Annotated in this window: 14 protein-coding genes and 1 tRNA gene; 9 read left to right on the forward strand and 6 right to left on the reverse strand. The window is 69.3% G+C overall.

Going from position 1 to position 12,082, the window contains the following annotated elements; genetic code table 11:
• The first annotated feature begins 1 nt into the window (after window position 1).
• From AB0H43_RS01700 to corA, 3 genes are all read left to right on the forward strand, one after another.
• The gene (locus AB0H43_RS01700; protein ID WP_290870314.1) at window positions 2-400 is read left to right on the forward strand and encodes a CBS domain-containing protein; all 399 of its coding nucleotides are present in this window, start codon (window positions 2-4) and stop codon (window positions 398-400) included.
• A 74-nt stretch (window positions 401-474) separates the two neighbouring features.
• Entirely contained in the window at window positions 475-1,569 is a 1,095-nt protein-coding gene (locus tag AB0H43_RS01705) for a PLP-dependent aminotransferase family protein (RefSeq protein ID WP_359994841.1), read from the forward strand.
• Between the two features lie 240 nt (window positions 1,570-1,809).
• Window positions 1,810-2,925, forward strand: coding sequence for a magnesium/cobalt transporter CorA (gene corA, locus AB0H43_RS01710; RefSeq protein WP_359994844.1), 1,116 nt, complete (start codon window positions 1,810-1,812; stop codon window positions 2,923-2,925).
• 96 nt (window positions 2,926-3,021) lie between these two features.
• Here corA and AB0H43_RS01715 read toward each other — a convergent pair whose 3' ends face one another.
• On the reverse strand, window positions 3,022-3,543 hold the full coding sequence (locus tag AB0H43_RS01715; protein WP_359994847.1) for a peptidylprolyl isomerase: 522 nt from the start codon (window positions 3,541-3,543) through the stop codon (window positions 3,022-3,024).
• A 400-nt stretch (window positions 3,544-3,943) separates the two neighbouring features.
• Here AB0H43_RS01715 and AB0H43_RS01720 point away from each other — a divergent pair, with 400 nt between their 5' ends.
• Both AB0H43_RS01720 and AB0H43_RS01725 read left to right on the forward strand, forming a co-directional pair.
• Window positions 3,944-4,396, forward strand: a complete 453-nt coding sequence (locus AB0H43_RS01720) for a hypothetical protein (protein WP_359994850.1) — start codon at window positions 3,944-3,946, stop codon at window positions 4,394-4,396.
• Window positions 4,397-4,470: 74 nt separating this feature from the next.
• Window positions 4,471-5,385 (forward strand): rhomboid family intramembrane serine protease, encoded by a 915-nt coding sequence (locus AB0H43_RS01725; RefSeq protein ID WP_359994853.1) that lies wholly within the window; start codon window positions 4,471-4,473, stop codon window positions 5,383-5,385.
• On the opposite strand, the gene AB0H43_RS01730 is transcribed toward AB0H43_RS01725, so the two are convergent.
• Genes AB0H43_RS01730 through AB0H43_RS01740 form a run of 3 tightly spaced genes read right to left on the reverse strand, consistent with a single transcriptional unit; the run spans window position 5,379 to window position 7,977 of the window.
• Window positions 5,379-6,737 carry a HAMP domain-containing sensor histidine kinase gene (locus AB0H43_RS01730; RefSeq protein ID WP_359995741.1) on the reverse strand — a complete coding sequence of 453 codons (1,359 nt, stop codon included), beginning with the start codon at window positions 6,735-6,737 and terminating at the stop codon, window positions 5,379-5,381. The genes AB0H43_RS01725 and AB0H43_RS01730 overlap by 7 nt on opposite strands.
• Window positions 6,738-6,754: 17 nt before the next feature.
• Window positions 6,755-7,438, reverse strand: coding sequence for a response regulator transcription factor (locus AB0H43_RS01735; RefSeq protein WP_359994855.1), 684 nt, complete (start codon window positions 7,436-7,438; stop codon window positions 6,755-6,757).
• A 50-nt stretch (window positions 7,439-7,488) separates the two neighbouring features.
• On the reverse strand, window positions 7,489-7,977 hold the full coding sequence (locus AB0H43_RS01740) for a hypothetical protein (RefSeq protein ID WP_359994858.1): 489 nt from the start codon (window positions 7,975-7,977) through the stop codon (window positions 7,489-7,491).
• A gap of 96 nt (window positions 7,978-8,073) precedes the next feature.
• Here AB0H43_RS01740 and AB0H43_RS01745 point away from each other — a divergent pair, with 96 nt between their 5' ends.
• Window positions 8,074-8,637, forward strand: a complete 564-nt coding sequence (locus tag AB0H43_RS01745) for a hypothetical protein (protein WP_359994860.1) — start codon at window positions 8,074-8,076, stop codon at window positions 8,635-8,637.
• A gap of 128 nt (window positions 8,638-8,765) precedes the next feature.
• Window positions 8,766-9,464: a glycosyltransferase family 2 protein gene (locus AB0H43_RS01750; protein WP_359994863.1), complete on the forward strand. Its 699-nt coding sequence runs from the start codon at window positions 8,766-8,768 to the stop codon at window positions 9,462-9,464.
• On the opposite strand, the gene AB0H43_RS01755 is transcribed toward AB0H43_RS01750, so the two are convergent.
• The gene (locus AB0H43_RS01755) at window positions 9,451-10,359 is read right to left on the reverse strand and encodes an NAD(P)H-quinone oxidoreductase (protein ID WP_359994867.1); all 909 of its coding nucleotides are present in this window, start codon (window positions 10,357-10,359) and stop codon (window positions 9,451-9,453) included. The two genes, AB0H43_RS01750 and AB0H43_RS01755, sit on opposite strands and share 14 nt — an antisense overlap.
• Before the next feature lie 38 nt (window positions 10,360-10,397).
• Between AB0H43_RS01755 and AB0H43_RS01760 the strand changes: the two genes are divergently transcribed.
• Both AB0H43_RS01760 and AB0H43_RS01765 read left to right on the forward strand, forming a co-directional pair.
• A tRNA-Ser gene (locus AB0H43_RS01760) sits at window positions 10,398-10,484 on the forward strand.
• 107 nt (window positions 10,485-10,591) lie between these two features.
• Window positions 10,592-11,098, forward strand: coding sequence for a GNAT family N-acetyltransferase (locus AB0H43_RS01765; RefSeq protein WP_359994870.1), 507 nt, complete (start codon window positions 10,592-10,594; stop codon window positions 11,096-11,098).
• 32 nt (window positions 11,099-11,130) lie between these two features.
• Here AB0H43_RS01765 and AB0H43_RS01770 read toward each other — a convergent pair whose 3' ends face one another.
• Entirely contained in the window at window positions 11,131-11,898 is a 768-nt protein-coding gene (locus AB0H43_RS01770; RefSeq protein WP_359994873.1) for a hypothetical protein, read from the reverse strand.
• Between the last annotated feature and the right edge of the window lie 184 nt (window positions 11,899-12,082).

Here is a 12,082-nt window from a genome sequence, read left to right on the forward strand (position 1 = left end):
GATGTTTGTCCGAGACGCGATGACAAAGCCGATTCTCGTGGTCGGCCCGGAACACACCCTCCGCCAGGCCGCGCAGCTCATGGCGGCGCGCCGGGTGGGGTCGGCGATCGTCATGGACCCGGACGGCGCCGGGGTCGGCATCCTGACCGAACGAGACCTCCTCTACGCCATCGGCGCCGGCAAAGATCCGGACGTCGAGGTGACTAACGGGCATATCACCTGGGAAGTCGTCTACGCCCGGCCGGACTGGTCGCTGGAGGAGGCCGCGATGGCGATGTCCCGCGGCGGCTTCCGGCACCTGGTCGTGCTGGACGAGGACGAGGTCCTGGGCATCATCTCCGTGCGCGACATCATGCGGGTCTGGGCACAGCGACGGGCCGAGGCGGCGGCGTCGGTCTGACCGGGCCGCTCACCATTCGGGAGCCCGGTAAGTCGCGCGCGTCCGCGGCCTGGCCATCGGTACGCTGAGCAGCTATGTCCCCTGCGCAGCTCATCTCGTTCGCCCGTGGTGCCCCGTCGCTCGACATCGTCGACATCGACGGGCTGAAGGCCGCGGCCGTCCGTGCGTTCGACGCGGACCCGGCCGGGGTGACCGCCTACGGCAACAGCCTCGGTTACCAGCCGCTCCGGGAGTGGATCGCGGCCAAGCACGGCGTACCCGCCGACCAGGTGATGGTCACCAACGGCTCGTTGCAGGCCGATGCCTTCCTCTTCGAGCACCTGGTCAAGCCGGGCGACCACGTGATCGTGGAGAAGCCGACCTACGACCGGACCCTGCTCAACCTCCGTAACCGGGGCGCCGTCGTCCACCAGGTGACGCTCGAGCCCGACGGCATCTCGGTGACCGAGCTGCGCGGGCTGCTCGAGGCGGGCGTACGCCCGAAGCTCGCGCACATCATCCCGAACTACCAGAACCCGGCCGGGGTGACTCTGTCCGAGGAGAAGCGGCACGCACTGGTGGCGCTGGCCCGGGAGTTCGACTTCGTGATCTTCGAAGACGACCCGTACGCCGACATCCGTTTCCGGGGCGACGCGCTGCCGCAGATGATCTCCCTCGACACCGATGGCGTCGTCGTCCACGCGTGCTCGTTCACCAAGACGGTCTGCCCGGGTGTCCGGGTCGGCTACCTGATCGGGCCGGGCCGGATCATCGACGGGATCGCCAAGACGGCGACCAACACCTACATCTCCGCCGGTCAGGTCGCGCAGGGCATCGTGCACCAGTTCTGCGTCTCCGGCGACATCGACCGGTCGATCGCGAAGGTGAGCGAGGCGCTCGGCGAGCGGGCCAAGGTGCTGGGCGAATCGCTGCGCGCCCGGATCCCGGGGGTGCGCTTCACCGAGCCCGACGGCGGCTACTTCCTCTGGATCGAACTTCCGGAGGACGTGCACGTCGACAAGCTCCTGCCGGAGGCGGCCACTCGCGGCGTCGCCGTCGTCAAGGGTTCCGACTTCCTCCTGGAGGGCGGCGAGCACGCGCTTCGGCTCGCCTTCTCGGCGGTCACCGTGGACGAGATCGACGAAGGCGTACGCCGGCTGGCCGAGGCGATCGAAGCCGTCCGCGGCTGAACCGTCGCCCGAAGCTCAGCACCAGCTCCTGATCGGATAACCGACCGATAACAAGGCGGCGTCCCGGCCTTCCGCCGGGGCGCCGCTCGGTTCAGAATGCTGCCGAGCCTCATTCCCCCGAGCGCGCCGGGCGGGCCGCCTGCCCCCACCCCCCGAACGCGGACGGTCCGCCCGGCGCCCTCGGCCTTCTCAGTGCGCGTAGCCTTGTTGGCCGTACGAACGGCTTTGGGAGGAGGCGTCATGGCGGATCGGATCGGCAACGGCGAACCCAAGGGATTGCGGGCCTGGACGGCTCCGGTCCGGGCGGTCACCCGGATGTGGGGTGGCACGTTCGACGAAAGCCTGCCGGAGGAGCCCGGCCGCAGCGGCATTGTGGACTGTGCGGTCTACGTCGACGGCGTACGCCGTCCGGGTGAGATCGACTATCGCAGCGCGCTGGAGGCGGCGCGGGCCGAACCGACCGCCTTCGTCTGGCTCGGCCTCAACGCTCCGCGTCCGGAGGAGATGACCGGCATCGCCGAAGCGTTCGGGCTGCATGAGCTGGCCGTCGACGATGTGATCAACGCGGGGCAGCGACCGAAGCTGGAGCGCTATGAGGACTTCACCTTCCTCGTGCTGCGCTCCGCCCGCTACATCCCGCACGAGACGCTCAGCGAGCATGCCGAGGTGATCGAGACCGGTCAGGTCATGCTGCTCATCGGCGACCACTTCGTGATCACGGTCCGGCACGGCGAGGCGTGCACCCTCCGGGGCGTACGCAAGGAGCTGGAGACCCGGCCGGAACTGTTGCGTCTCGGGCCCTGGGCCGTCGCGTACGCCGTCACCGACCATGTCGTCGACCTCTACGTCGACGCCTCCGAGCGGCTCGAGGACGATCTGGACGAGGTCGAGGAGAAGGTCTTCTCCCGCGAGGGCACCGCCCAGGTGCAGCAGATCTATCAGCTGAAGCGGGAGATGGTGGAGTTCAAGCGGGCCGTCCTGCCGCTGCAGCGCCCGATCATGTCGCTGGTCGGCGACTCGTCCGAAGTGGGCAAGGAGCTGCGGCGTTACTTCCGGGACGTGCAGGACCACCTGACTCGGACGGTCGAGCAGATCGCGGGGTTCGACGACCTGCTGAACTCGATCCTCCAGGCGCGACTGGCTCAGGTCTCGGTCGAGCAGAACAACGACATGCGCAAGATCGCGTCGTGGGCCGGTATCGCGGCGTTCTGGACGGCGGTCGCCGGGATCTACGGCATGAACTTCGACAAGATGCCGGAACTGCACTGGCAGTACGGCTATCCCATCATCTTCGCCGTGATGGTCGGCGGCTCCCTGCTGCTCTTCCGGTTGTTCCGCCGCTCCGGCTGGCTCTGATCGCTCTCCTGAAAGCGCTGGATCAGGGTTCGGGTCGAATCTTGCTCCAAGATCCGACCGAGAACCCTGATCCAGCGCGGAAAAGGGGCCGAGCGCTCAGCGCTCGATGTCGACCTTCTCGATCACGATCGGCGTGGTGGGCCGGTCGGACCGGTCCGTCGCCGTCGTGGCGATCGCCATGACGACCTGCTCGGACGCCTCGTCGGCGACCTTGCCGAAGATGGTGTGCTTGAAGTTCAGCCACGGGGTCGCGCCGACGGTGATGAAGAACTGCGAGCCGTTGGTCTTCGGCCCCGCGTTCGCCATGGCCAGCAGGTACGGCTTGTCGAACTGCAGCTCCGGGTGGAACTCGTCCTCGAAGGTGTAGCCGGGGCCGCCACGGCCGGTGCCGGTCGGGTCGCCGGTCTGGATCATGAAGCCCTCGATCACCCGGTGGAACGGCGTGCCCTCGTAGTAGGGGCCGTTGCCGGCCTGGCCGGTGCGCGGGTCGGTGTATTCCCGGGTGCCCTCGGCCAGCTCCACGAAGTTGCGGACGGTCTTCGGGGCGTGGTTGCCGTAAAGCTCCAGGCGGATCGGCCCGAGGCTGGTGTGCAGGATTGCGTAGCGGGCGTCAGCCACGTGCTTGCTCCCGTCATCTGGCTCGCCGTCCGGCGCACCGGGCGGTGCGAGGACACGGCGAGGCGTTCATTGCCGCCCCCGATCCTCCCACTTCGTCCAGAGGTGGGGACGGGCGGATCGCGCGTTCCGGTGGTGCGACCTGCTCGGAAGGGGCACGATATTTGCGGGGACACCATTGGAGGTGGGGGTTTTGTTCGGTTTCGGGGGGACTCCGAAGACGCATGGCCAACTGGCCAAGGAGGAGTTCGGCGCCGGCTGGGATCACATGGTGCAGGCCGCGTCGCACGCTGCCGGAGGCATGGGATCGGCGGTCGGGCCACGGGCCCACGCCATGCGGTCAATGATCACGCCTGCCGCTGGGCGTGTCCGCGGCATCGCGTCGTCGGGGTGGGACACTACGGTGAGCACGATCTCGCCGCTGGTGATGGCCGCTCGGGAAGGCGCCCGGGAGGCGACCGAGGCGGCCCTCAAGGAGAAGGCCAAGCTCGCGAAGCTGGCCAAGAGGGAGGAGCGGATGAAGCAGAAGCGGATCGGGCTGGCCGTCGGCCTGCTCGCCGCCGGGGTTGCCGTCGGTGCCGCCGCCGCGCTGGTGATGCGCCGCCGCCGTCGGTCGACCTGGGAGGAGTACGACCCGTCGCAGGCGCTCGACACCGCGATGGAGTCGGCCTCCAACACCCTCGACAAGGCGTCCAACGGCCTTGAGAAGGCGTCGGACAAGACGGCGGAGAAGATGCGGAGCGCCGGCGACAAGGTCGGCGGCATGGGCCGGAACGCCGCCGAAGAGACGCGCGCGATGGCCAATGAGATGACCGACACGCCGTCGCCGTCGAAGAACGGCGTACGCCGGAGCTGACGGTCGCGGACGACAAGCCGGTGGGACTGCAAGCGCCCACCGGCTTCACGGCAAGCTGACGTAGCCTGGTCGGCATGACAACTGTCGGCCAGGTACCGGTCTGTTACCGTCACCCCCAACGTGAGACATATCTGTCCTGCTCACGGTGTGGCCGTCCGATCTGCCCCGACTGCATGATCCCCGCGTCGGTCGGGCATCAATGTCCGGAGTGCGTCCGCGAGGGTTCGCGCAACCAACGGACACCCGTCACCGCGTTCGGCGGCGACGCCCGTCGTGGTTCTCAGGGTTACGTCACCAAGGGCCTCATCGCGATCAACGTGGCCATGCTCCTTATCGGACTGCTGATGAGCGGCGCCGGCAGTCTGTTCGGCGGCAACTGGGGCGGTCTGCTCGGTGGCGACAGCTCGCTGAGCGAGTGGGGCGGCATGGTCGGCTCCCAGACCGTCATGTCCGACGGCCGGCTGCAGTATTACGACGTCATCGCGCAAGGCGAGGCGTACCGCTTCCTGACCAACATGTTCCTGCATGCCGGCCTGCTCCACCTGGCGCTGAACATGTGGGCGCTCTGGGTCGTCGGCCGGGTGATCGAACAGGCCCTCGGCCCGCTGCGGTTCCTCGCCCTTTACCTGGTCGCCGGGCTCGGCGGCAGCCTCGCGATCTACCTCTTCACCGGGCCGTACCTGACCGTCGGCGCGTCCGGCGCGATCTTCGGCCTGTTCGCGGCGCTGTTCATCCTGCTCCGGCGGGTCGGCCGGGACGCGACCGGGATGCTCTCGCTGATCCTGATCAACGTCGTCTTCACCTTCGTCGTCCCGGGCATCTCCATCGCCGGGCACCTGGGCGGGCTCTTCACCGGTGCGGTCGCCGCCGCCGGACTGGCCTACGCCCCGCAGAAGAACCGCGCGATCATCCAATACACCTCGCTCGGCGCCATCTTCGTGGTGATCGTCGCGGTCGCCCTGATCCGGGCGGCGACGCTCAGCTACTGACGCGGCAGGGTCACGGTCAGCGCCGCCCCGCCTTCGGGCGCGTGCCCGGCGCTGATCGTGCCACCCAATCGGCGTACCAGTCCGGCCGCCAAGGCGAGGCCGAGACCGCTGCCCACTTTGCGTACCCCTTGATATCGCTGGTGGAGCGCGCCGCGCTGGAAGGCGACGGCGAGATCGTCGTCGGTGAAGCCCGGTCCGCCGTCGCGGACCTGGACTATCGCGGCCTGCGGGTTCGCGGTCAGCTCGACCATGATCGGCCGGCCTGGCGGGACCACGCGCAGCGCGTTCTCCAGCAGGCCGTCGATCACCTGCCGGAGGCGGCCGGGGTCCGTGGTCACCCGCAGCTCCGCGTCGGGCGCCTGCACCTTCAGTGGTACGCCGTGTGCAGTGCACCGGGGCTGCCAAGCGTCGTGCACCGCCCGGACGACCGGGACGAGATCCACGATCGCGGTCTGGAGGGGGAAGTCCACCGCGTCCAGGCGCGCCAGGGCGAGCAGGTCGTCGATGAGCCGGGCCAGGTGGTCGGCCTCGCCGAGCATGGTCTTGCCGACCGGCGCGGTCTCGTTCTCCTGGACCACCCCGTCGGCGAGCGCTTCGGCATAGCCGCGCAGCGTGGTCAGCGGCGTCTTCAGCTCGTGCGAGATGGAGAGCAGGAACTCGCGTTGCCGGGCCTCCGAGACGGCCAGCGCTCCGGCCAGCTCGTTCAGGGCCAGCGCCAGATCGGCGACCTCCGGGGGTTCCTCCACCGGTACGCGTACCGCGTGATCCCCGGCGCGGATGCGGGCGGCGGCGACGGCGGCGTTCCGCAGCGGACGTGTCAGCCGACGAGCCAGGAGTACGCCGGCCAGCATCCCGGCGAGCAGGCCCGCCCCGAGGGGGAACCACAGTCCCTTGAGGACGGCCCAGGCGGTGCCGGTGGCGGCCGGCGCGGTCAGCACCACGCCGTCGCCGTCCCCGACCGGGCGGCCCTCCACCAGGGACAGTCTTCCGCCGAGCGACGTCCGCCGGCTGATCGACTGGCCCTGACTGATCTGCCGCACGATCGACTCCGGCAGACCAGGGCGGTCGCTGACGCCGTTGCGGATGAGGTAGATCTCGACGTCTCGTTTGCGCAGCGTGGTCGCGAGGCGCTCCTCGTCGGCCGTACGCCCCCGGTCGAGCCGGTTCCGCAGCACCTCGGTCACCAGCTGCGCTTCTTCGGCGAGCACTTGGCGAGCCCGGTTGTCGGCCACGCGTACCGCGATCGGGATCGCGACGAGGGCGGTGACCAGCACGGAGACCAACGCGACCGCCGCTCCGGCGAACCCCGCTCGGGTGACCAGGCCGGCTCGGCGCGGTTGAGACGGGGTCAGCAGCTGCAGCGGCCTGGTCAGCTCGTCGCGCACGCGTACCCCACTCCGCGGACGGTCCGGATGACGGTCGCGTCGGCACCGAGCTTCGCGCGTACCTGGGCGACGTGCACGTCGACGGTCCTCGTCCCGCCGTGGGCGGCGTACCCCCAGACCGCGCTGAGCAGCTCCTCCCGGGTGAACACACGGCCGGGCCGCTGCATCAGATGGGCGAGCAGGTCGAACTCGGTCGCCGTGAAGGCGAGGTCCCGGCCGCTCGCGGTGACCGTCCGCGTGGCCGGATCGAGGCGTACGCCGCCGACGGTGCGGCTGCGGTCCGGCTCCGGCCGCCCGCCGCTGCGGCGCAGCACCGCGCGGAGCCGGGCGACCAGTTCCCGCGGGCTGAACGGCTTGGTCAGATAGTCGTCGGCGCCCAGTTCGAGCCCGACGATCCGGTCGACCTCGTCGTCGCGGGCGGTGAGGAAGACGACGGGAGTCCAGTCGTCGTCGGCCCGGAGGCGGCGGCAGATCTCGGTGCCGTCGAATCCCGGCAGCGCGATGTCCAGTACGCACGCGACCGGGCGCAGCCGCCGGGCGGCCGCCAGCCCGGCCGGGCCGTCGCGTTCGACGTGCACCCCGAAGCCGTCCCGCTGGAGGTAGAGCCGGACCAGATCGGAGATGGCCGGCTCGTCCTCCACGACGAGGATCAGTCCCTTGTCGGTCACCGCCCCATCTTGTACGGAGTTTGTACGAGGCAGGTAAGGCGGAGGTCAGATCAGTACGCGCCCAGCGGGCTGACCAGCCGGGGCGGCTCGGTCGCGACAGTGCGCTGGGCGGCGAGCGTACGCGGCTTGAAGATGTGACTGAGCAGCGCGTCGAGGTGCCAGACGTGCTTCGGATGCCCGACCTTGATGAGGAACCGTTCGCGTACGCCGTCGATCGCGGTGGCCGCGAACTCGACGGCGCCCAGCCGCTGGTCGGGGTGCCAGACGACGTTGCTCAGGTGGCGCAGCTCGGTATTGAGGTGCAGCCGCATCTGCCGCAGCAGTCGCGACTCCTGCGTCACCACGAGCCGCCGATAGGTGAGGACGAGCAGATACTCCCGGCCGAGGGGCCGCTCCGGGCGCGTGCATCGAGTGACCAGGACCGCGCCGTCGTCGGGCTCGACACACCGGCGCATCACGTGCATGTGGCGGGTGACGGTCGCCATCGGGAGACCGGCTTCCGCCGTCGCTGGCAGAAACGTTCTGGAGAACACGTCCACGGAAGTTTCAACGAGTGCAAGATGCACCGGACACCGCTTACCAGCTTCGTACCTGGAACTGATCGGCGGGGAGCATTCTCGGCGCAGCATCTGGACATGCGAAAGGTTCTTGTTTCGATGCTGCTCGGGGCGGCTCTACTCGGTGGCGCGACCGCCTGCGGACCCGCCGACGTCGCCGGTGCGACCGGCCAGGCCGCCGCAGAGTTCACTCCGGAGGGTGAGGCTTTGGTTGCGCTCGGCTTCGATCCGGAGGCTGTGGCCGCCGCCGAACCCGGGTTCGCCGCCGCGATCGCCCCCGCGTCCACCGTCACTCCGTCGCCTTCCGGCAAGCGGGACTGGCGCAAGCGCCGGGCGGTACGCGTACTGCTGGCGAGGAACACGCTGCACGGCGAAGCGGTGGTACAGAAGAAGGACGGAACCACGGTCACCGTGCTGGTCCAGAAAGGAGTGATCACCGAGTTGACCGCCGATCGAGTGACGGTCAAGTCGGCGGACGGCTTCACGCTGACCTGGTCGCTCGGCGATCAGCTCCGAGTCGTCGAGAAGCGGAAGGCGGTCCAGCCGACCGAGGTCAAGGTCGGCCAGCAGATCGGGGTGGCCGGGGCCCGGCAGCAGGACGACGCGGTCGCCCGCTTCATCCTGATTCCAGCGCAGAAATAGTCGTTCGTCACCGGATCCAGTATTCTCAGCGGTGCTGCGAGCCACGCAGCACCGCGATTGTGCGCCGGCCTCGGGTCAACGGCTACGCTGTCCCCGATCTGTCGGGGTGAGGCTGGAGTTCTGCCGCCATGAAGCTGTCCATTTTGATGCCGGTCTACAACGAGGAAGAGCGGCTGCCGGAGGCGCTGAAGCAGGCGCTGGCGGTCGAGTACCCGTGCGACGTCGAACTGGTCGTGGTCAACGACGGCAGCTCGGACCGGACCCGGGAGATCCTGGAGGGCTGGGAGGACGCCCGCCTCCGCCCGATCAACCACGAGCGCAACAAGGGCAAGGGCGCGGCGATCCGCACCGCGGTGGACGCGGCCGACGGGGATTACATGGTGATCCTCGACGCCGATCTGGAGTACGACCCGAAGGACATCCCGCGCCTGCTGGAGCCGGTCCTGGACGGCAAGGCCAAGATCGTCTACGGCAATCGGAGCTTCGGCGGGCACGCCGCCTTCTCCTTCTGGTACGTCATGGGCAACAAGGGCGTCACCCTGTTCGCCAACATCCTCTACAACAGCTACATCGGCGACCTCGAGACCTGCTACAAGCTCATGCCGCTGGAGCTGTACCGCTCGCTGGCGATCAAGTCCAAGGGCTTCGGCATGGAGGCGGAGGTCACCGGTAAGCTGCTGCGCCGCCGGATGCGCCCCTACGAGGTGCCGATCAGCTACCACGCCCGCACGCGCGAGGAAGGCAAGAAGATCACCGCGATGGACGGGGTCGAGGCGCTGCTCATCCTCCTGCGCGAGCGCATCCGCCCAGTGCCTAGGCAGCGGTGACGGTCAGCACGACCTTCCCCAGGTGAGCGTTGGCGGCGACCCGCTCGTGCGCCTTCGCCGCCTCCTCGACCGGGAACGTCGTGTCGATCACGGGACGGATGCGCCCATCCTCGATCATCGGCCACACCTCATCGCGTACCGCTGAGACGATCGCGGCCTTCTCCACCACGGGCCGCGAGCGGAGCGTGGTGCCGGCCACCGTCAGGCGCTTGCTCACCAGCGCGCCGAGGTCCAGCTCCGCGCGGCGCCCGCCCTGCAGGCCGATGATCACGAGCCGGCCGCCGGTGGCCAGGGCCGTGACGTTCTTCCCCAGGTACGCGCCCCCGATGATGTCGAGGACGAGATCAGCCTGTACGCCGCTGAAATCGTCCTCGCGATAGTCGAGGAGTTCGTCCGCGCCCAGCTCGCGCAGCTTCTCGTGCTTCTCCCGCCGAGCCGTGGCGACCACCCGAGCGCCGAGCGCCTTGGCATATTGGATCGCGAACGTGCCGATCCCGCTGCCGCCGCCGTGAATGAGCACGGTCTCGCCCGGAGCGAGCCGCCCCACCATCGTGAGGTTCGACCAGACGGTGCAGGCGACCTCGGGCAGCGCCGCCGCCTCGACCAAGCTCAAGCCCTCGGGCTTGGGCAGGATCTGGCCCTCCGGCACGGCGACGCGCTCGGCATAGCCACCCCCGGCGAGCAGCGCGCACACCTCCGACCCGTCGGCGAGCCGACCCGCGCACTCCAACCCCAAGTACGCCGGCGCACCGGGCGGCGGCGGATAGAACCCCTGAACCTGCAACAGGTCGGCGCGGTTCACCGCGGTCGCGGCGACCTCGACGAGCACCTCACCCGGACCCGGCTCCGGCTCGGGCACCTCGCGCCAGACGAGGTCACCGGTCATAGCACGCATGCCTGTAGGCTACGGTGCGAGCCCGTCACAACGGGCTGGGAGGGTTCGCCTAGTGGCCGAGGGCGGCGGTCTTGAAAACCGCTAAGGCAGCGATGTCTTCCAGGGTTCGAATCCCTGACCCTCCGCAGGTGATGGTTATCAACACAGGTAGGGCAGTTATCCACAGGGTCTGTGGATAACTGCCCGCGTAACCCAGTCGATCTTGTTCGGAGATCCGGGCTACGCTGCGGCAATGGAGATTCGGCTCGCGAATTCGAGTGATCTGCCGCTGCTGTCGGGGATCGAGGTCGAGGCCGGGCGCTTGTTCGCCGACGCCGGGATGGATGAGATCGCCGGGGACGAAGGCGCGCCGCTGTCCGTGCTGGCGGAGCACCAGGCCGCCGGGCACGCGTGGGTCGCCGAGGTCGACGGCGCGGTGGTGGGCTACTTGATCGCCGAGGAGGTCGACGGCTGCCTGCACGTCGAGCAGATCTCGGTGCGGCCGGCGTACGGGCGGCGTGGCATCGGCGCGGCGTTGCTGGAGGCGGCCGCGGAGTGTGCGCTCGCCGAAAACCGGCCGGCGTTGACGCTCACCACGTTCGTCGAGGTGCCCTGGAATGCGCCCTACTACGCTCGGCACGGCTACCGCCTGCTCGCCGAGGACGAGCTGACGCCCGGGCTGCGGGCAATTCGGGAGCGCGAAGCCGGGTTGGGGCTGGACAAGTGGCCGCGTACCGCGATGCGCCGCGACCTCGCCTAGCAACCCCGCGGGCGTGCGTGAAGGGCCTGAGGTCAGGGGCGGATGCAGCAGCCACTGCAGATCTTCGGCTGCTCGAGGGTGAACGCCAGGCAGCACGTCTTCCGCTGGACGGAGAGCCCCGACTCGGTCGTGCAGATGTCCACGAGGTCCTCGAGGTCCAACGCCGCGAGCAGGCACAGCAGCGAGTCGTGAGTGGAGCCGGGGAGCGCGTCGCTGGCCCGGATCATCCCGTACGCGATGCCGGAGGCGACCGAGCCGAGCAGCGTACGCCGGCCGACGTTGACCTCGGTGCGGATCGCGTCGAGCAGCGGGTTGAGGTGCCGGTCGAGCAGCGTCGTACGCAGAGTGGCGAGCAGTTCGTCCTCGTCGGCGACGACGATGGTCCCCGGCGTACCGGCGAGCCGGTCGGTCGGGAGCACGGCGAACGGTACCGGCGCGGTGCCGACTGTCAGGAACGGCGCCTCGTCGTGGAACTGGACGTAGGTGGTCTCGGCCGTCAACAGCGGTACGCGTCGCGCCGCCGCCCAGCTCAGCACGGTCGGCAGTCCGGCCCAGTAGCTGTAGCTCTTCCACGCGAGGGTGGCCGCCGCGTGCGGGGCCGCCTTCCAGCGTCGCGCCGCCGCCTGCAGCAGCAGGTCGAGGCCGGCCGGTTCGGTCAGCTTGGCCGCCTGGAGCCAGCCGGGGCCGGTCGCGACGTCGAGCCGGATCGCCTTCGCGGCGTCCATCACGGCGAGCGCGTTGGCGACGGGAGTCCAGGCCACGGGCGTACGCCGAGGCGGCGCGAGCACCCCTGCCGTCATCCCAGCCACCCTTCGGCCCACCTGTCTGGACTGCCCTCACGGAGAGCAACCGGGCCAGCGTAACCCCATTAGGCTAGGCTTACCAGACCGGGGCGCCACTTTGCGGTTCATCAGATCTCAGTGTGCCGTGATTTCCGACTCATGGCGGCCTGTTCTCCGAGATGCGTTCGCCCTTTGTCAAGCC

The organism is Hamadaea sp. NPDC050747 (assembly GCF_040654195.1).
Taxonomy (GTDB): domain Bacteria; phylum Actinomycetota; class Actinomycetes; order Mycobacteriales; family Micromonosporaceae; genus Hamadaea.